This window comes from Thioclava sp. 'Guangxiensis', from assembly GCF_045348365.1.
Classification (GTDB): domain Bacteria; phylum Pseudomonadota; class Alphaproteobacteria; order Rhodobacterales; family Rhodobacteraceae; genus Thioclava; species Thioclava kandeliae.
In genome coordinates this window covers 1,317,368-1,335,949 of record NZ_CP155822.1, presented here as the reverse complement: position 1 = coordinate 1,335,949, position 18,582 = coordinate 1,317,368, and the positions used below count along the sequence as shown (strand labels likewise).

Here is an 18,582-nt window from a genome sequence, read left to right as displayed (position 1 = left end):
TTATTCCGCGAGCTGCGGCCTGATCCAGACCGGTTATGGCAGGGACCGGTTAGCGCGCAGCCGTTATTGCGCGGGCTGAGCCTGTCGGGCCAGATGCGCCTTCGTTGCCGCAGCGGACCGCCCTACGAAATCCTTGAGCAGCTTCAGCTGCTGCGCATCGCTCATCGGCTGGGTGTTCAGCGGCATGACTGACAGCGCGGTCAGATGCCCCTCCAGCGAGGTCACCCCGCGCCAGTATTCCGCCGAAACGGGAAATTCCTCGGCCAGCGAACGGTCACGCACCTTCAGCAGAAGGATATCTCCCGAGCTCTGCGATTTCAGGATATCGACATCATCGCTGCGCCCCGAGCGGGCAATGGCCGCCTGCCCTGCCGCCGAACGGAAGAAGGCCTCGATCATCGGAAAACGGCTCTTGAGCGTGCCGGTCATCTTGGGCCCGACCGTGGCCGACAGCATCGCCGGATGCGGAGCGCCCTGCCGCGTCGCATCGTCGGTGACCGCCGCACAGTCCCCAAAGAGTATCACGTTATTCTCGGTCTGGCCGGGATTGCCCTCCCCCGCCACGCAATAGCCTGCAGGCGCACTCAGGACCGTATCGCCCGCGATCACGGTGCCCGTGGCCCGCCCGCCCGTCGTGGTCTGGCAACCGGCCAGTGCGAGCGCCGATACCAGAACGGCCACGCCCAGTTTTACCTGCAAGATCGACATTCCGGTCACCCTTTCCTCAGCGCGTCAAGTTGCCTCAAGGCTTAGGAGGTCGCACCTTAAAGGGCAAGCGACCCCGCAATTCTGTGATCGTTCCCGCGGTCAAAGCGGCAGCCTATCCGCCAGTTCCTGCCGATCAGGCGAAGTCCGCGAGGCTATAGCCCTGCACATAGAGAAGCGCCGTCAGATCACCATGGTTGATACGGATATCGCATTGCGCGGCCACAGAGGGCTTGGCGTGCAGCGCCACACCGGCACCGGCAATGGTCAGCATCCCCAGATCATTGGCCCCGTCGCCCACGGCCATCACCTGATCGGCAGACAGGCCCAAACGCTCGGAGATCTCGTGGAAGGCCTGCACCTTGGCCTCACGCCCCAGAATAGGCAGGCCCGGCTTGCCGGTCAGTTTGCCATTCTCGACCAGCAGGGTATTGGCACGGTTCTCGTCAAAGCCAAGGGTCGCCGCGATATGGCGGGTGAAGGCCGTGAAGCCCCCCGAAACCAACGCGCAATAGGCGCCATCGCGTTTCATGGTGGCCAAGAGTTCCGGACCACCCGGCATCAGGGTGATCCGGGTGTCGATAACCTCCCTGATCACCGTCTCAGGCAAGCCCGCCAGCAGGCCCACGCGCTCGGTCAGCGCGCCCTCGAAATCCAGCTCGCCATTCATCGCCTTGGCGGTGATCTCTTTCACGCGGCTGCCCACGCCCGCCACATCGGCCAGCTCGTCAATACATTCCTGCTGGATCATGGTGCTGTCCATATCGGCCAGCAGCATCTTCTTCCTGCGGCCTTCGGAAGGCACGACCACCAGATCGATCTGCAGCGCCTGCAGGTCCTCCCAGACCGTCCAGCGGTTATCTGGGATCGTCTCGATCGGGAATTCTGCCGCGATTCCCTCGGCAAGCCATGTGATCTCGCCGCCACCCCAAGCATTGCGCAGCGCCACAACGGTGGTGTCATCGAGTTTAGGGGTGGTCGGGCTGGCCAGCAGAAGGGCTACATACATGCGCAAGATCTCCGGATCATGAGGTTGCCCGCGATATAGCGCGAAAGCCCCGCCCGTTTCCAGCCCGCCCGTTTGCGGCCCACCCGTTTGCGGCCAGCCCCGCCGCCCCTCATGGCCGAAGACCCCGCAGCGCTTCGGTGTCAGGCCGGACGCTGGTATTTGATGAAGGCCGTCTTCTCGCCGATCCGGTCATAGAGCTGTCGTGCGGTCCTGTTGTCCTCCTGCGTCGTCCAGTAGACAGCAGGCGCGCCACGCGTGTCGGCCAGCCGGTAGACCGCCTCGATCAGGGCACGGCCCGCACCCGACCCGCGCGCCTCCGGCGCGACATAGAGATCCTGTAGATAGCAGACCTCCTCCAGATGCCAGTTATGGGCATGGAAAATCACATGGGCGAGGCCGAGAAGCGCCCCCTCGGACTCGGCTACAAACCCCACCTGCTGCGGCCGCTCCGGATCAAGCATCCGCGCGAAGGACGCCTTGTAGACCTCGTCGGCGCACTGCGCCTGATAGAAGTCCAGATAGCCGCGCCAGAGCACGCGCCACGCCTCCTCGTCTCTGGCCTCGAATGGCCGAATCACCAGTTCCCGCATCCTCTTCTCCCTCTGTGGTCCGGCCTCAGGCTGCGCCGAGCTCCACCATCGTGCAAGGCAGGGCCGGCGGCTCCGGTCGCCCCCTCCTGCCCCCACCGGATAGACAGGCTGCGGGGCTGTAGGCGCTAACATCCCTGCACCCCGCGCACCCCTGCCATGCAGATGTCGCAAAACCACTCTAATCCTTCGCATTGAGACAAAATTCCTGTTGCAAGGGCGAGTGCACAGGCGTAGAGGCGACAGCGGGACACCCCTCCCCAACGAGGGGCGTTTATCTGAGAGGATACCAGATATGGCTATTGAAGCTCCGGCCACGCGGCCGGCTAATCCGCGTTTTTCTTCGGGCCCCTGCACGAAGATCCCCGGTTTCTCCCTCGACATGCTTGCCGACGCGCCTCTGGGCCGTTCGCACCGCGCAGCTGTTGGCAAGGCCAAGCTGAAAGAGGCGATCGAAACCACTCGTGAAATTCTGGGCGTGCCTGCCGATTACAAGATCGGTATCGTTCCGGCATCGGATACCGGCGCTGTCGAAATGGCGCTGTGGTCGCTTCTGGGCGAGCGCAAGGTTACCATGTGCGCATGGGAAAGCTTTGGCGCAGGCTGGGTCACCGATGTCGTGAAACAGCTGAAGCTCGACGCAGAGACGAAGACCGCCGATTACGGTGACATCGTCGATTTCGCGACCGTCGATTTCAACACCGATGTCGTCTTCACCTGGAACGGCACCACCTCCGGCGTGCGCGTGGCCAATGGCGACGCGATCCCCGCCGACCGCGAGGGCCTGACCATCTGCGACGCGACCTCGGCCGCTTTCGCGATGGACCTGCCCTGGGACAAGCTCGATGTCACCACCTTCTCCTGGCAGAAAGTGCTGGGCGGTGAAGGCGGCCATGGCGTCCTGATCCTGTCGCCCCGCGCGGTTGCCCGCCTCGAGAGCTATACCCCCGCATGGCCGATGCCGAAGATCTTCCGCATGACCAAAGGCGGGAAGCTGATCGAGGGTATCTTCAAGGGCGAGACCATCAACACGCCCTCCATGCTCTGCGTCGAGGACTATATCGTTGCGCTGAACTGGGCCAAGACCATCGGTGGCCTCGAAGGGCTGATCGCCCGCGCCGATGCCAATGCCCAAGTGGTCTGGGACTTCTGCGCGGCCAAACCGTGGATCGCCAACCTCGCCAATAACGCGGCAAACGCTTCCACCACCTCGGTCTGCGTGAAATTCACCGATGACCGTATCAAGGATGGCGCGACCTTCGCCAAAGCCGTTGCAAAACGGCTGGAAGCCGAAGGTGTGGCGCTGGATGCAGGCGCGTATCGCGATGCACCGGCTGGCCTGCGCATCTGGTGTGGCTCGACGGTTGAGAAAGCCGATGTCGAGGCGCTGATGCCCTGGATCGAATACGCGTTCGAAGCCGAGATCGCCGCGCAAGAGTGATCTCTTCTGTGATGTCGTGACGGGCAGCCCCTGCCCGTCCGTTTCCCCAGATACCCCCATATTCAAGGAGCCCGCACATGGCCCCCAAAGTTCTCGTCTCTGACAGCCTGTCCGAAACCGCCGTCCAGATCTTCCGTGACCGTGGCATCGAAGTCGATTTCGAGCCCAAACTCGGCAAGGACAAAGACAAGCTCGCCGAGGTGATCGGCAAATATGACGGCCTCGCTATCCGCTCGGCCACCAAAGTGACCGCGAAACTTCTGGAGCACGCGACCAATCTGAAGGTCGTGGGCCGCGCCGGTATCGGCACCGATAACGTCGACAAGGAAGCGGCGTCGAAAAAAGGCGTGATCGTCATGAACACGCCCTTCGGAAACATGATCACCACCGCCGAGCACGCCATCGCGATGATGTTCGCCGTGGCCCGCCAGATCCCCGAAGCCTCGGCCTCGACCCATGCGGGCAAGTGGGAAAAGTCGAAATTCATGGGTGTCGAGCTTTCGGGCAAGACCCTCGGTGTGATCGGTGCCGGCAATATCGGTGGTATCGTCTGCGACCGTGCACGCGGCCTGAAGATGAAAGTGGTCGCCTATGACCCCTTCCTAGGTGAGGAAAAGGCCGAGAAAATGGGCGTCGAGAAGGTCGAACTCGAAGACCTCCTGAAGCGCGCCGATTTCATCACCCTGCACGTTCCGCTGACCGAGCAGACCAAGAACATCCTCTCGCGCGAGAACCTCGAGAAAACCAAGAAAGGCGTTCGCGTCATCAACTGCGCCCGTGGTGGTCTGGTTGACGAGGAAGCACTCGCGGATCTGCTGAAATCGGGTCATGTGGCCGGTGCGGCCCTCGACGTGTTCGCCGAAGAGCCCGCCACCAATAACGTGCTGTTTAATCTGCCCAATGTCGTCTGCACGCCCCACCTTGGTGCGTCCACGACCGAAGCGCAGGAAAACGTGGCGCTGCAAGTCGCCGAGCAGATGTCCAACTACCTGCTGGACGGTGCTGTCGAAAACGCGCTGAACATGCCGTCGATGACCGCGGAAGAAGCCAAGGTCATGGGCCCGTGGGTCAAGCTGGGCCAGCATCTGGGTGGTTTCATCGGCCAGATGACCGAGGATGCGATTAAAGCGATCAACATCACCTATGATGGCGCCGCAGCCGATCTGAACCTCAAGGCGCTGGATGCCGCCGTTGTAGCCGGTATCATGAAGGCCAGCCAGCCCGACGTGAACATGGTTTCGGCTCCTGCTCTGGCCAAAGAGCGCGGGATCAAGATCTCGACCACCTCGCAGACCAAATCGGGCGTCTACGAGGGCTACATCAAGGTCACCGTCGTCTCCGAATCGAAAGAGCGTTCGATCGCGGGCACCGTGTTCTCGGATGACAAGCCGCGCTTCATCCAGATCAAAGGTATCAATATCGATGCCGAAGTGGGCGAGCACATGCTCTACACCACCAATGACGACGTTCCCGGCGTGATCGGCAAGCTCGGCACGCTGCTGGGCGAGCATGGCGCAAACCTCGCGAACTTCACCCTCGGCCGCTCGAAAGCCGGTGGCGAAGCCATCGCGATCGCCTATCTCGACGAGGCCCTGAAGCCGGAGACGGTCGAGGCCATGAAAGCCTCGGGCATCTTCAAGCAGGTAAAACCGCTGGAATTCATTCTCGGCTAAGCCATAATAGGTAAATGAACGCTTAGGCCCCTGCGACCCGCGGGGGCCTTTTCCATTTGCAAGGAACATCACATATGCGCGCCTACGCCATCGGAGACATTCACGGACATCTCGACAAGCTGAAGATTGCGCACGATCTGATCGAGCAGGACCGCGCGGCCTGTGGTGACACCTCCGCCCCCGTCATCCATGTGGGCGATGTGGCGGACCGCGGCCCCGATAGCGCCGGAGTGATTGATTACCTCATCGCCTCCATGCGCGCGGGCAAGAACTGGGTGGTGCTGAAGGGCAATCACGACCGGATGTTCTCGATCTTCATGAATGATCCCTTCGATGCCGATCCGATGCTGCGCAAGGATCTGACATGGCTCAACCCGCGGCTTGGCGGCGATACGACGCTGGCCTCCTACGGGGTGCTGAATGCCGACGAGCGCCCCGCTGATATCGTTCATGCCGAAGCGCTTCAGAAAGTGCCCGAATCGCATATCCTCTGGCTGGGCAGCCGGCCGAACCATTTCATCTATGGCGATCTGCTGTTCGTCCATGCGGGCATCCGTCCGGGCGTCAGTATCGGCAACCAGACCGAGGATGATCTGTGCTGGATCCGTAAGGGCTGGCTCGAGGATACCACCGATCACGGCTGTCTGGTGGTGCATGGCCATACCGCGCTCGATCAGGTGACCCATTATGGCAACCGCCTCAATCTGGACAGCAGCGCAGGCTATGGCGGGCCGGTCTCTGCCGTGGTGATCGAGGGCCGCGATGCGTGGCTCCTGACCGAGAACGGGCGTCAGCCCCTCGTGCCGATGTCGGTCACTGCCGCCTGACAGGCCTGTCCTCCTGTTCTTACGCCGGTCTGCGCCCGCGCGACCCGCCCCACCCCTCCGGTGGCGGCGGGTTCTGCATTTCCGCCTGTAGGACCCAAGCTGTAAATACGGGAGATTTACACCCTTGAGTAGAAAAACACGAAGCTTTTTCTACAGCTTGTGCTGCGGTGGCGAGTCCCGCTTAAGCCAAAATTTACCGAACGTCACGAAGATGCGAAGCGTATGTTATAGGGGCTGATCCAGTATGCCGACCGGCACGAAGAACACCATCGCTGACAAGCTGGCACAAGAGCGTCGCGCCCGTCTCGCGGCCGAGCGTCTACTTGACCAGAAGAAGCGTGAACTCTTTGCGGCAAACCAGAAACTGGCCCAACACGCCCGTTCCCTCTCGGACCAGATCGTCGAGCAGCGTCATGGCCTGACCCGCGCCCTGACGGAGGCAGAATCGCTCAAGGGCGAGAATCACCGCGTCATGGGCGATCTCGAACGCGCGAATTCGGTCGCGCTGATCGCGCAGCGCCGCCTCTGGGATGCGCTGGAGACGATCCCGGACGGGTTTGCCGTTTATGACGCCGATCTGCGTCTGGTGGCCGCCAACAAGACCTATCTCGATTTCTTCGAGGGCGAGGTCGCCATCACCGCAGGCAATACCTATGATTCGGTCCTACGGATCGTGGCCCGACACAAGATGGTCGATCTGGACGGGCGTGACCCTGCCGACTGGCATCACGAGATGGTCGCCCGCATCCGGCGCAATCCGATCGAGCCGATGACGATCATCACCCATTCGGGCGCCCATATCCGGCTGATCGACCGCTGGGGCGAAGGTGGCGATCTGGTCTGCATCGCGCAGGATATCTCCGCGCATGTCGCCCGCGAAGCCGAGCTGGAGGAGGCGCGCGAAAAGGCCGAATCCGCCAATCGCGCGAAATCGGCCTTCCTTGCCAATATGAGCCACGAGATCCGCACCCCGATGAACGGCGTGGTCGGCATGGCCGAACTTCTGGCGGAGACCGAGCTGACCGAGGATCAGCGTCTTTACGCGGAGACGATCCGCTCGTCGGGCGAGGCCCTGCTGACCATCATCAACGATGTGCTCGATTATTCCAAGATCGAGGCCGAGCGGCTGAAACTCTATCCCGAGGTCTTCGATCTGGAACGTTGTGTGCATGAGGTAACCATGCTGCTGCAGCCTTCCGCGCGCGACAGGAACCTGCGGCTTCTCGTCGATTACGATATGTTCCTGCCCACCCGTTTCGTGGCCGATCCGGGGCGTATCCGCCAGATTCTGACCAACCTCGTGGGCAATGCTGTCAAATTCACCATGGAAGGCCATGTGCTGACCCGCATCGTGGGCATCGAGCGGGTGCAGGGCAATTATGAGCTGCATATCACCGTCGAGGATACCGGTATCGGTATCGGTCCCGACCTCGTCGACCATGTGTTCGGCGAGTTCAATCAGGTCGAGAGCGAGACCAACCGCAAATTCGAGGGCACGGGGCTCGGCCTTGCCATCACCAAACAGCTGATCGAGATGATGGGCGGCGAGATCTGGGTCGATAGCGAGCTGGGCCGCGGGTCGTGCTTCGGCTTCAAGATCCTTGTGCCAGCGGCTGAACCCGCCCCGCATATTACCAATCCCGGCCCGCCGATTACCCTGCGGGCCGCCCTAGTGGTTGATGATCTGATGGTCAACCGCGTCATCCTCGAACGCCAGCTCCAGACCTATGGTCTCGAGGTCACGCTATGCCGCAACGCGCAGGAGGCACTTGCAGCCTTCGAGCGGGGGGGCAAGTTCGATCTCATGCTCAGCGATTTCCGGATGCCGGATATGGACGGGCTCCATCTATGCCAGGCCTTGCGCAAACGCGGGGTGGATATCCCCCTCGTTTTGCTCAGTTCGGACCCGGATGCGGTCTCCCCCGACCTGGCGCGTGCGGCACGGCTCGATTGCCTCGAGAAGCCGGTTCTGCGCTCGCATCTGTTCAGCTTGCTACAAACCCTCTCGCATCCCGCGCCGAAACCCCTTAAAGCCTCTCCGCCGCCTCCTGCCGCAAAACGCAAGATGAGGATATTGGCCGCCGAGGATAACCGCACCAACCAGTTGGTCTTCGGCAAGATGGTAAAGGATCTGCCGATCGAGCTGGTCTTTGCCAATAACGGTCTCGAGGCGATCGAAAAATGGCAGAGCTTCCAGCCCGATCTGATCTTCATGGATATTTCCATGCCACAGATGGATGGCAAGGAAGCCACGCGCCAGATCCGCGCCCGCGAGAACGGCACCCATGTGCCGATCTGTGCGCTCACCGCACATGCAATGGAGGGCGATAGTCAGGGTATTCTTGCCTCGGGAATCGACCATTACCTGACCAAGCCGCTGCGCAAGGCTGCGATCGTGGAACATATCGCGGCAAACTGCCCCAAAATGGCGCTGCCGGTGACGGATGGCGCTGCCTGAAGTTCAGGATTGCGGTTCAGGTCTCGGCGATGATCTTCAAGAAGGGCTGGCCGAACCGTTCCAGCTTGGCCTCATCCAGACCGAGCCGCGCCAGCGCATTGAGATCGGTCGGGCCCTGTTCGGCGATCTTGCGGACAAGCCCGCTCGACAGGCTGAGGATACGGTCTGTTCCAGTCTCGCCCCTACGCAGCCGTAACTGTTCGGCCCAGAGCGCATCGAATAGCAGCCCGGACTGTTTTCCCGCCAGCGCGCGCCGTGCGGGATGCATCTTCTGCACGCCGTCCTCGGCCATCACATCCAGAAACGCGCGGCCATAGCTCTCGAGCTTCTTGGCTCCGACACCGTTGATCCGCGCCATGTCATCAAGGCTCTGCGGACGGGCCTCGACCATCTCGATCAGGGTCCGGTCGGGGAAGATCATATAGGCCGGAAGGCCCGCCGCCTCGGAGAGTGCCCGCCGCTTGGCCTTGAGCGCCGAAAGCAGTGGGGCATCCTCGTCGGACACCAGCGCCTTGACCACCGTCTGCGGTCTGGAACTGCGCACGGGGTCACGACGGAAGGTGATCTCTCGCTCGCCCCGCAGGATAGGATGCGCGGCCTGCGTTACAAACAGCGCGCCATGACGCTCGGCATCGGGGCGGATCAGGTCATGGCCCATCATCTGCCGGAAGATCGCCTGCCATTGCGGGCGTGACCATGCCTTGCCAACCCCAAAGGTCGGTAACCGGTCATGGCCCCGCGAGGAGATCCGCTCGTTCGACTGCCCCAGCAGGATCTCGATCAGATACTGGCTCCCGTAACTCTGGTCGCAGCGCAGGCAGGCCGAGAGCGCCATCCGCACCGGCTCGGTCGCGTCAAACAGATCGGGCGGCGTATCGCAGATATCGCAATTGCCGCAAGGCTCGGATTCCTCGCCGAAATAGGCCAGCAGGCGCTGACGGCGGCAGGCCGTCGCCTCGGCCAGCCCCAGAAGCGCGTTGAGCCGCCCGTGATCGGCATCCTTGCGTTCGGGCGGCGCAAGCCCCTCATCTACCTGCGCACGACGGATGCGGATATCGTCGGGACCATAAAGCGTCAGCGTCTCGGCAGGCGCGCCATCGCGGCCCGCGCGACCGATCTCCTGATAATAGGCCTCGATGGATTTCGACAGATCGGCATGGGCGACCCAGCGGATATCGGGTTTGTCGATCCCCATCCCGAAAGCCACCGTCGCCACCACAATCAGCCCGTCTTCCTGCTGGAACCGCGTCTCGACCTGACGCCGGTCATCGGGGTCCATACCCCCATGATAGTAGCAGGCGCTATGCCCCGCCTCGTTGAGCGCCTGCGCAAGGCTCTCTGTCTTCTTGCGGGTCGCGCAATAGACGATGCCCGACTGCCCCTTGCGCGCGGCGGCAAAGGTCAGGATCTGGTTACGGGGCTGGTTCTTGGGGTCAAAAGCCAGATGGATATTTGGCCGGTCGAAGCCGCGCAGGAAGGTCTCGGGCGCCACGCCTGCAAACAGCCGAGTGACCATCTCGGCGCGGGTTTCCTCGTCGGCAGTGGCGGTAAAGGCCGCCAGCGGCACATCGAGGTCACGGCGCAACTCGCCGATCCGCAGGTAATCGGGGCGGAAATCATGGCCCCACTGACTGACGCAATGCGCCTCGTCCACGGCGATCAACCCTACCCGCGCGCGGCGCAACAGATGCACCGCCCCGCCAGAGGCCAGCCGTTCGGGCGCCATATAGAGGATCTTGAGCCGGCTCTCGTCGATGGCGCGGAAGACCTCCTCGGTCTCCTCCTCGGTATTGCCCGAGGTCAGCGCGCCGGCCTCGACCCCCGCCTCGCGCAGCGCGCGCACCTGATCGCGCATCAGCGCAATCAGCGGCGAGATCACCACCGTCAACCCCTCGCGGCACAAAGCAGGGATCTGGAAACACAGGGATTTGCCGCCGCCCGTCGGCATGATGGCAAGCGTGTTGCGCCCCGCCATCACGGAGCGCACGATCTCTTCCTGTCCGGGCCGGAATTCGCGGAACCCGAAGATATCGGTCAGGACTGCATGACAGTCGGGCAATGTCGCCTCGACCACCGGATCAATACCCGTAGAAGAAGCCCGCGTTGTTGATCAGCGCGCGCTGCAGGATCATCAGGATCACGAAGGCCACCAGCGGCGCCAGATCGAGCCCGGGCGTATTGGGCAGGATGCGGCGGATCGGCGAATAGATCGGCTCCAGCAGCGAATTGAGACCATACCAGATCTGGCCGATAATCGGCTGACGCAGGTTCAGGACGTTGAAATTGATCAACCAGCTCATGATGATGTGGACGATCATGATGAACCAGACAATATCCAGTATGAGATTGAGCGCCTGAAACAGCGTGACCATATGTAAAAGACCTCCGGCTGGGTGACTTCCTACCTAAGCGAGCCGCTTTCATCTTGCAACCTTGCAACGCATGCAAGTGATCGCGATTTTAGCGTTAATTTCAGGGCTTGAAGTGCTTGCACGGGCGTGGGCTTTCGGGCTTATCCTTCGGTCAACAGAAGGAGAGCCCCTGATGAGCGATCGCAAGACCCTTTGGGGATGGTATTTCTTCGACTGGGCGAGCCAGCCCTATAACACGCTCCTGCTGACCTTCATCTTCGGCCCCTATATGAAGACGCTGATGGGCGACGGGAGTGCGGCGCAGGCGGTCTGGGGCTACGGGATCGGCGCGGCAGGCGTGATCATCGCGCTGGCCTCGCCTTTCCTCGGCGCGATCGCCGACCGCAGCGGCGCCAAGCGGCGCTTCCTGTGGCTGTTCTCGGCAATGTATGTGCTGGGGGCTGCGGGCCTGTGGTGGGCCATTCCGGGCGATTACAGCCTGATCTTCGTGCTGGCGAGCTTTGCGATCGGGCTGATCGGGATGGAATTTGCCACCACCTTTACCAATGCCTATCTGCCCGAGCTTGGTCCCCGCAGCTGTCTGGGCCGGATCTCGGGCTCGGGCTGGGCCTTCGGCTATGTGGGGGGGCTGATCGCGCTGATCCTCATGCTGACGCTGTTCCAGGCCAATCCCGCGACGGGACGGACCATGATCGGGATCGCTCCGCTGCTCGGGCTGGATGTCGCCACCCGTGCCGATACCCGCATCGTGGGGCCCTTGACCGCACTCTGGTATGCGGTCTTCATGATCCCGTTTTTCCTCTGGGTCAAGGACCGCCCCAAACCCGATGCGCTGCCGATCCGCGCGGCCATGGCGCAGGGCTGGCCTGCGCTGCGCGCCACGCTGGTGTCGCTGCCCGCACGCCCGAGCCTCGCGGCATGGCTGGTCTCCTCGATGCTCTATCGCGATGCGCTCAACGGTGTCTACGTCTTTGGCGGGCTCTATGCGGCAGGGGTGCTCGGCTGGTCAATCACCCAGATTGGCATCTTCGGCCTCCTGTCGATCATCGCGGGGGCGGTGTTTGCATGGGCGGGCGGTCGGGCCGATGACGGGTTCGGCTCGAAACCGGTCATCACCGTCTGCCTGCTGGCCCTGATCGCTGCGGTGATCGGCATCATCACCATCACGCCCACATCCGTCTTCGGCATGGCTGTAGCCGAAGGCAGTTCCGCACCCGACATCGCCTTCTTCGTGCTGGGCTGCGTCATCGGTGGCGCGGGCGGAGCGCTGCAATCGGCTAGCCGCGTGATGATGGTCCACCAGTCTCCCCCCGACCGGATCACCGAATATTTCGGCATCTACGCACTTTCGGGCAAGGCCACCGCCTTCCTCGCGCCGCTCTCCATCGGGCTGGTGACATCGGCGACAGACAGCCAGTCATGGGGCATCACCCCCGTCTTAGTGCTTTTCGTGGCGGGGCTTCTCCTGCTAGGCTGGGTCAGATCCCCGCAATCCTGCGCCCCCCGCATGTGACAAGAGGAACCCGCCCTTGGCCCTACCCCGTATCGTGATCGCCACTCTGAGCGCCTGTCTGGCCTTGTCGTCTCTGGCCGAGGCAGAGCCACTGGCACGCCAGCTTTTCGGGGCGGAAAGGGCGCCCTCCGCGCAAGCCCCATCAGCGGTAGGCTTCTATTCCAAAGGCTGTGCGGCCGGCATGGTGGCCATGCCCGAAAGCGGCCCGACATGGCAGGTGATGCGGCTCTCGCGCAATCGCAATTATGGCCAGCCCGAAACGCTGGCCTTCCTGCAGGACCTGTCACGTCAGGCCGCCACCCTCCCCGGTTGGGCGGGGCTCTATATCGGCGATATCGCCCAGCCGCGTGGCGGCCCGATGACCGGCGGTCATGCCAGCCACCAGACAGGGCTGGATGCCGATATCTGGATGCTGCCACCCAAGCGGCTGGACCTGAGCCGAAGCGAACGCGAGAAGATCTCCTCGGTCTCCATCCGCACGGCCGACCAGACCCGCATCAACGCCAACTGGACGCCCGCCCATATGGCGCTGATGGAGATGACAGCGAAGGATCCGCGTGTGGATCGCATCTTTGTGGCGGCGGCTGCCAAGATCGCGATGTGCAATGCCGCGCCGCGCGGTGACCGCGCATGGCTTCAGAAGATCCGCCCCTATTGGGGCCATAACACGCATTTCCATGTGCGGCTGAAATGTCCGCCCGGTGCCAGCGCCTGCGAGAAACAGACGCCCAGCGTGGCCGAGCTGTCCAAGGGCGGTGACGGCTGTGACGAGACGCTCAACTGGTGGGTCACCGAAGCACTGAACCCGACCAAACCCGCCGCACCGCAAGAGCCCTCGGGCCCGCCCAAGCGCACGGCCAAAACCTATGTGATGGCGGATCTTCCCGCCCAATGCCGGAACGTGCTGAACGCCCAATGAGAACCTTAGTATTCACGATGATTGCACTGTGCTTCGGCTTACAGGCCATGGCGCAGGCGACCGGCCCTGCCGAGTTTCTGCAAAGCTATCTATGGCATGTGGACCACCCGCAATTCGGCGGCTTCTCGGGGCTGGAACTGAGCGATGATGGCAATGATCTGGTCACGTTGTCGGACCGCACGAGCCTGTGGCGCGCCCATATCACCCGCGATGCGCAAGGCCGGATCACGGCCGTCGCCCCGACAGAGAACCCGATCACCCTGCATGATTACCGCGACCGCGAGATGACCGTATCGCGCGGTGATTCCGAGGGGCTGGCACTGGCGCCCGATGGCGGGGTCTATGTGTCCTTCGAGGGCGACCTGCCGCGGGTCGATCATTATGCCAAGGGCTCCAGTCGGGCAGGCAAGCTGCCCCGCGCAGTCGAATTCAAGAATATGCAGGCCAATGCCTCGCTCGAGGCGCTGGCCGTAGACCAGAGCGGAGCGCTCTACACCCTGCCCGAACGCTCGGGCCGCTCGGGTCTGGCCTTTCCGGTCTTCGAGCTGAAAAACAACCGCTGGAGCCGCCCATTTTCCATCCCGCGCGAGGGTGAATGGCAAGCCGTCGGTGCCGATTTCGGGCCGGATGGCCGGCTTTATCTGCTCGAGCGCGATTTCTGGGGGCTGTTGGGCTTCCTGACCCGTGTGCAGGTATTTGACGTGAAAAACGGCAAACTCAGCGGTGGCGAGGTGCTTCTCCAGACGACCGCCGGCCACCACGACAATCTCGAAGGGCTTTCGGTCTGGCGCGACGCAGCGGGGTATATCCGGTTGACGATGATCTCGGATGACAATTTCCGCAAGATCCTGCAACGGACCGAGATCGTCGAATACCGGCTGCCGAAATAGCGTTTTCGCCTTTTTTACTTGACCGGAGGGGCGGCGCGGCGTTATCCGCGCCTGTTGTCCGATGCATCGGACCATGTCTCCGCTACCATGTAAAAACGGCCAGAACCTATGAAACACTTCCTGCCCGGCGTCATCGCCATGGCCATCATCGTGGTGGCCTCCAATATTCTCGTGCAATTCCTCCTGGGTGATTGGCTCACCTGGGGCGCGATCACCTATCCCTTCGCCTTCCTCGTCACCGACCTGATGAACCGGTTCTATGGCCCCGCCATGGCGCGCCGCGTCGTGCTGGCCGGTTTCGTGACGGGCGTTATCTGCTCGCTGGTCGGCAGCCAGATCGAAGGCCAGTTCGGCCCGCTCGTCTCGGTGCGCGTGGCCATTGGCTCGGGCACCGCCTTCCTTGTGGCGCAGATGATGGATGTCGCCATCTTCGACCGCCTCCGCGAGGGCCGCTGGTGGCGTGCGCCGCTGGTCTCCTCGCTGGTCGGATCCGTGCTCGATACCACGATCTTCTTCTCGATCGCCTTTGCGACCCAGCTCAGCTTCATCTGGCCTGCCGATGACGTGTCCTGGGCCAATGACGCCGTGCCCGTTCTGGGCTTCGGACCGCTGGCACCGCTCTGGGTTTCGCTTGCAATTGCAGATAGTTCGCTAAAGTTTGCCTTATCTTTAATCGCACTGCTGCCGTTTCGGGCAGCCGTCACGAAACTATCACCTCAATCCGCAAGAATTAACTTGTCATAAACCAAATCTATGCCACCTTTGAGGTATCGGTAACGCAATGAAAGGAGGTGATCCAGTGTCTAGAGTGATATTGGAGAGAGGTATCGGGACATTCAGGGGGGCCGAGGCCTGAGGGCAATCCCTAAGGCAATTTGAACCCTGGGTGGGCTCCGATTTGGATCGTCTTCAGACCCCTAACCGGACCATCTCCTTAGAACTCGAGGGTCGTCTTTCTCAAGACGGCCCTTCAAGTTGCTTCCCCGCCATGGCTTGCCACAGGCGGGGTTTTGCGTTTTACGGCCCCGTCCTCATGTCTTTCTCGTGAACAGGGCTGGACCAAAGCCGCATTTGGTGGCATCCCAAGCCCCAACGAAGGAGTGGGCGATGACGGATCAGATGCGCGACGTTTCGACGATGAGCTTCGAGGAAGCGATGAAGGAATTCGAGCAGGTCGTGAACCAGCTCGACCGGGGCGATGTGCCTCTGGACCAGTCGATTGCGCTATACGAACGCGGGGCGGCGCTGAAAGAGCGTTGTGCGACCCTCCTGAAAGCCGCCGAGGAGCGCGTCGAGAAGATCACGCTGGCCGCCGACGGCACCCCCACCGGCACGGTGCCGACCGAAGGGCTGTAAATGTTCAAGACCCGTTTGAGTGAAGCCCAGGCGTCGGTGCAGACCGCGCTTGATGCGCGTGTGGCGCAATATCCCGCGGGCCAGTTGCGTGACGCCATGCATTACGCGTTACAGGGCGGCAAGCGGCTGCGCGCCTTCCTGGTGCTGGAAGGCGCCGCGATTTTCGACATTCCGGCCGAGCAGGCGATGCCTGCGGCCTGTGCCGTCGAGGCGCTGCATGCCTATAGCCTCGTGCATGACGACATGCCCTGCATGGATAATGACGACCTGCGCCGCGGCATGCCCACCGTCCATGTGCAATGGGACGAGGCGACCGCTGCCCTGGCCGGAGACGCGCTGCAGACGATGGCCTTCGAGTTGCTGACCGATGCGGCCCTTGGCGAGGCCCCTGCCCGTCTGGCGCTGGTGGCCGATCTGGCCCGCGCCTCGGGTGCGGAAGGTATGGTCTATGGTCAGGCGCTCGACATCGCCGCGGAAACCGCCGCCACCCCACTGACGCTTGAACAGATCACCAAGCTGCAGGAAGGCAAAACCGGCGCGCTGATCGGCTTTGCCGCGCGTGCGGGGGCCGTGATTGCGGACCAAGATCCTGCGCCACTTGCCGCCTATGCAGAGGCTTTGGGCCTTGCTTTCCAGATTGCCGATGACATCTTGGATGTGGAAGGCAACGAGGATCTGACCGGCAAGCGTCTGCATAAGGATGCCGAGGCCGGAAAGGCCACATTCGTCTCGCTTCTGGGGCTCGAAGGCGCGAAAGCCCGCGCCGGCGAGTTGTGCGAGCAGGCGATTGCGGCCCTCGAGCCCTATGGCGAACGTGCCGACATATTGCGAGACCTCGCGCGCTTCACCATTGCGCGCAAACACTGACGAAAGCGGATAGCCAAAGATGAGCGACCTCCCGCAGACCCAAACCTCGAGCACGCCGATTCTGGACCGTGTACGCCTGCCCGCCGATATGAAGGGCCTGAGCGACCGCGAACTGATCCAGCTGGCGGGCGAGTTGCGCCGTGAAACCATTGCCGCCGTGTCCGAAACCGGCGGCCATCTGGGCGCGGGTCTGGGCGTGGTGGAGCTGACCGTGGCGTTACATGCCGTGTTTGACGCCCCGCGCGACAAGATCGTCTGGGACGTGGGCCACCAGTGCTATCCGCACAAGATCCTGACCGGACGCCGCGACCGTATCCGCACCCTGCGGATGGAGGACGGGCTGTCGGGCTTTACCAAACGCTCGGAAAGCGCCTATGACCCGTTCGGGGCGGGCCACAGCTCGACCTCGATCTCGGCGGCGGTGGGGTTCTCGGCGGCACGCGAGCTGGGGGCCGAAACCGGCGACGCGATCGCAGTGATCGGTGATGGTGCCCTGACCGGCGGTATGGCCTTCGAGGCGCTCAACCACGGCGGCCACCTGAAGAACCGCGTGTTTGTGGTGCTCAATGATAACGAGATGTCGATCGCGCCGCCCGTGGGTGCGCTCTCGACCTATCTGACGCGGCTCTATTCCGAGAGCCCGTTCCAGGATCTCAAGGAGGTCGCCAAGGGCGCGGCCCGAACCTTCCTGCCCGAACCGTTCAAGGAAGGGGCGAAACGCGCCAAGGAAATGCTCAAGGGCATGGCCATGGGCGGCACCCTGTTCGAGGAACTGGGATTCACCTATGTCGGCCCCGTGGACGGGCATGATCTGGAGAGCCTGCTGCCGCTTCTGCGCACGCTGAAGGCGCGCGCCCGCGGACCGGTGCTGATCCATGCGCTGACCAAGAAGGGCAAGGGCTATGCCCCCGCCGAGAGCCGCCCCGATGGCGGCCATGCGACGGCCAAGTTCAACCTCGCCACGGGCGAACAGAAGAAGGCGCCCTCGAACGCTCCTTCCTACACCAAGGTTTTCGCCGAGGCGCTGATCTCCGAGGCCAATCGCGACGGCACGATCGTGGGCGTGACAGCGGCGATGCCCGATGGCACGGGGCTGAAGGAATTCGGGGCGCATCACCCGCGCCGGATGTTCGATGTGGGCATTGCCGAACAGCATGCCGTGACCTTCTCGGCGGGGCTTGCCGCCTCGGGGATGAAGCCGTTCTGCGCGATCTATTCGACATTCCTGCAGCGCGGCTATGACCAGATCGTGCATGATGTGGCAATCCAGAAACTACCGGTGCGCTTTGCCATCGACCGTGCGGGGCTCGTGGGTGCCGATGGCGCGACCCATGCGGGCGCCTTTGATACAGCCTTCCTCGCCAACCTCCCCGACTTCGTGGTGATGGCGGCGGGTGACGAGGCGGAGCTGGTGCATATGGTGGCGACCGCTGCGGCCATCAACGACCGCCCCTCGGCCTTCCGCTACCCGCGTGGCGAGGGTATGGGCGTGGATATGCCGCAGCAGGGCGTGCCGCTGGAGATCGGGAAAGGCCGCATCCTCCAGGAGGGCGCGCAGGTCGCCATCCTCAGCTATGGCGCGCGCCTTTCGGAGGTGCTGAAGGCCACCGAGGCACTGCGCGCGCGCGGCATCCAACCGACCGTGGCTGATGCCCGCTTCTGCAAACCCTTGGACAAGGATCTTATCCTGCGCCTTGTGGCCGAGCATGAGGCGATCCTGACCATCGAGGAAGGTGCAATTGGCGGCTTTGCCAGCCATGTGCAGAATTTCCTGATGGAAGAGGGCGTGTTCGACCGTGGCTTCAAGCTGCGCTCGATGGTGCTGCCCGATGATTTCATCAACCATGCCTCGCCCGAGAAGATGTATGAGGTGGCGGGGATGAATGCCGCGCAGATCGAGGCGAAGGTCTTGGAGATGCTGAACATCTCGATGGCCAAACGCGCCTGAGCCAGAGCAGTGCTGCA

16 protein-coding genes are annotated in these 18,582 nt (G+C 62.6%); 11 read left to right on the top strand and 5 right to left on the bottom strand.

Translation table 11 applies throughout. The features are described from left to right. Positions 1 to 63: 63 nt before the first annotated feature. The 3 genes from ABEB22_RS06600 to ABEB22_RS06590 all read right to left on the bottom strand — a co-directional run bounded on the left by ABEB22_RS06600 (position 64) and on the right by ABEB22_RS06590 (position 2,304). Positions 64 to 708: a hypothetical protein gene (locus ABEB22_RS06600; RefSeq protein ID WP_339113667.1), complete on the bottom strand. Its 645-nt coding sequence runs from the start codon at positions 706 to 708 to the stop codon at positions 64 to 66. Between the two features lie 133 nt (positions 709 to 841). Beyond that, positions 842 to 1,714, bottom strand: coding sequence for a phosphoserine phosphatase SerB (serB, locus tag ABEB22_RS06595; RefSeq protein ID WP_339113668.1), 873 nt, complete (start codon positions 1,712 to 1,714; stop codon positions 842 to 844). A 140-nt stretch (positions 1,715 to 1,854) separates the two neighbouring features. Next, the gene (locus ABEB22_RS06590) at positions 1,855 to 2,304 is read right to left on the bottom strand and encodes a GNAT family N-acetyltransferase (RefSeq protein WP_339113669.1); all 450 of its coding nucleotides are present in this window, start codon (positions 2,302 to 2,304) and stop codon (positions 1,855 to 1,857) included. A 292-nt stretch (positions 2,305 to 2,596) separates the two neighbouring features. Here ABEB22_RS06590 and ABEB22_RS06585 point away from each other — a divergent pair, with 292 nt between their 5' ends. The 4 genes from ABEB22_RS06585 (at position 2,597) to ABEB22_RS06570 (ending at position 8,700) form a co-directional block, all read left to right on the top strand. After that, positions 2,597 to 3,742, top strand: coding sequence for a phosphoserine transaminase (locus tag ABEB22_RS06585; RefSeq protein ID WP_339113670.1), 1,146 nt, complete (start codon positions 2,597 to 2,599; stop codon positions 3,740 to 3,742). Between the two features lie 77 nt (positions 3,743 to 3,819). Next, entirely contained in the window at positions 3,820 to 5,415 is a 1,596-nt protein-coding gene (gene serA / locus ABEB22_RS06580; RefSeq protein WP_339113671.1) for a phosphoglycerate dehydrogenase, read from the top strand. Positions 5,416 to 5,489: 74 nt separating this feature from the next. Continuing rightward, positions 5,490 to 6,242: a metallophosphoesterase gene (locus tag ABEB22_RS06575; RefSeq protein WP_339113672.1), complete on the top strand. Its 753-nt coding sequence runs from the start codon at positions 5,490 to 5,492 to the stop codon at positions 6,240 to 6,242. A gap of 244 nt (positions 6,243 to 6,486) precedes the next feature. Further along, entirely contained in the window at positions 6,487 to 8,700 is a 2,214-nt protein-coding gene (locus tag ABEB22_RS06570) for a response regulator (protein WP_350934731.1), read from the top strand. A 16-nt stretch (positions 8,701 to 8,716) separates the two neighbouring features. Here the strand turns inward: ABEB22_RS06570 and recQ are convergent, their stop codons facing one another. Together recQ and ABEB22_RS06560 are read right to left on the bottom strand one after the other, a co-directional pair. Further along, a complete protein-coding gene (gene recQ / locus ABEB22_RS06565; RefSeq protein WP_406871090.1) occupies positions 8,717 to 10,759 on the bottom strand; it encodes a DNA helicase RecQ in 2,043 nt (680 codons plus the stop codon). Positions 10,760 to 10,778: 19 nt separating this feature from the next. After that, the gene (locus ABEB22_RS06560; RefSeq protein ID WP_339113675.1) at positions 10,779 to 11,072 is read right to left on the bottom strand and encodes a YggT family protein; all 294 of its coding nucleotides are present in this window, start codon (positions 11,070 to 11,072) and stop codon (positions 10,779 to 10,781) included. A 172-nt stretch (positions 11,073 to 11,244) separates the two neighbouring features. Between ABEB22_RS06560 and ABEB22_RS06555 the strand changes: the two genes are divergently transcribed. The 7 genes from ABEB22_RS06555 (at position 11,245) to dxs (ending at position 18,565) form a co-directional block, all read left to right on the top strand. Then, entirely contained in the window at positions 11,245 to 12,585 is a 1,341-nt protein-coding gene (locus ABEB22_RS06555; protein WP_406871089.1) for an MFS transporter, read from the top strand. Between the two features lie 16 nt (positions 12,586 to 12,601). Next, complete coding sequence (gene mepA / locus ABEB22_RS06550) at positions 12,602 to 13,504, top strand: penicillin-insensitive murein endopeptidase (RefSeq protein WP_406871088.1); 903 nt, start codon at positions 12,602 to 12,604, stop codon at positions 13,502 to 13,504. Further along, on the top strand, positions 13,501 to 14,394 hold the full coding sequence (locus ABEB22_RS06545; protein WP_406871087.1) for an esterase-like activity of phytase family protein: 894 nt from the start codon (positions 13,501 to 13,503) through the stop codon (positions 14,392 to 14,394). Before mepA ends, ABEB22_RS06545 begins: the two co-directional genes overlap by 4 nt. A 108-nt stretch (positions 14,395 to 14,502) precedes the next feature. Continuing rightward, on the top strand, positions 14,503 to 15,138 hold the full coding sequence (locus tag ABEB22_RS06540; RefSeq protein WP_339113679.1) for a queuosine precursor transporter: 636 nt from the start codon (positions 14,503 to 14,505) through the stop codon (positions 15,136 to 15,138). A gap of 363 nt (positions 15,139 to 15,501) precedes the next feature. After that, complete coding sequence (locus tag ABEB22_RS06535) at positions 15,502 to 15,750, top strand: exodeoxyribonuclease VII small subunit (protein WP_339113680.1); 249 nt, start codon at positions 15,502 to 15,504, stop codon at positions 15,748 to 15,750. Further along, positions 15,751 to 16,617 (top strand): polyprenyl synthetase family protein, encoded by an 867-nt coding sequence (locus ABEB22_RS06530; RefSeq protein WP_350934722.1) that lies wholly within the window; start codon positions 15,751 to 15,753, stop codon positions 16,615 to 16,617. Positions 16,618 to 16,636: 19 nt separating this feature from the next. Continuing rightward, positions 16,637 to 18,565, top strand: coding sequence for a 1-deoxy-D-xylulose-5-phosphate synthase (dxs, locus tag ABEB22_RS06525; protein ID WP_406871086.1), 1,929 nt, complete (start codon positions 16,637 to 16,639; stop codon positions 18,563 to 18,565). Positions 18,566 to 18,582 lie beyond the last annotated feature (17 nt).

What these genes read in the sequence shown, in the direction of transcription:
- ABEB22_RS06600 (WP_339113667.1), bottom strand. Translation starts at nt 708, where the DNA reads ATGTCGATCTTGCAGGTAAAACTGGGCGTGGCCGTTCTGGTATCGGCG.
- serB (WP_339113668.1), bottom strand. Translation starts at nt 1,714, where the DNA reads ATGTATGTAGCCCTTCTGCTGGCCAGCCCGACCACCCCTAAACTCGAT.
- ABEB22_RS06590 (WP_339113669.1), bottom strand. Translation starts at nt 2,304, where the DNA reads ATGCGGGAACTGGTGATTCGGCCATTCGAGGCCAGAGACGAGGAGGCG.
- ABEB22_RS06585 (WP_339113670.1), top strand. Translation starts at nt 2,597, where the DNA reads ATGGCTATTGAAGCTCCGGCCACGCGGCCGGCTAATCCGCGTTTTTCT.
- serA (WP_339113671.1), top strand. Translation starts at nt 3,820, where the DNA reads ATGGCCCCCAAAGTTCTCGTCTCTGACAGCCTGTCCGAAACCGCCGTC.
- ABEB22_RS06575 (WP_339113672.1), top strand. Translation starts at nt 5,490, where the DNA reads ATGCGCGCCTACGCCATCGGAGACATTCACGGACATCTCGACAAGCTG.
- ABEB22_RS06570 (WP_350934731.1), top strand. Translation starts at nt 6,487, where the DNA reads ATGCCGACCGGCACGAAGAACACCATCGCTGACAAGCTGGCACAAGAG.
- ABEB22_RS06560 (WP_339113675.1), bottom strand. Translation starts at nt 11,072, where the DNA reads ATGGTCACGCTGTTTCAGGCGCTCAATCTCATACTGGATATTGTCTGG.
- ABEB22_RS06555 (WP_406871089.1), top strand. Translation starts at nt 11,245, where the DNA reads ATGAGCGATCGCAAGACCCTTTGGGGATGGTATTTCTTCGACTGGGCG.
- ABEB22_RS06545 (WP_406871087.1), top strand. Translation starts at nt 13,501, where the DNA reads ATGAGAACCTTAGTATTCACGATGATTGCACTGTGCTTCGGCTTACAG.
- ABEB22_RS06540 (WP_339113679.1), top strand. Translation starts at nt 14,503, where the DNA reads ATGAAACACTTCCTGCCCGGCGTCATCGCCATGGCCATCATCGTGGTG.
- ABEB22_RS06535 (WP_339113680.1), top strand. Translation starts at nt 15,502, where the DNA reads ATGACGGATCAGATGCGCGACGTTTCGACGATGAGCTTCGAGGAAGCG.
- ABEB22_RS06530 (WP_350934722.1), top strand. Translation starts at nt 15,751, where the DNA reads ATGTTCAAGACCCGTTTGAGTGAAGCCCAGGCGTCGGTGCAGACCGCG.
- dxs (WP_406871086.1), top strand. Translation starts at nt 16,637, where the DNA reads ATGAGCGACCTCCCGCAGACCCAAACCTCGAGCACGCCGATTCTGGAC.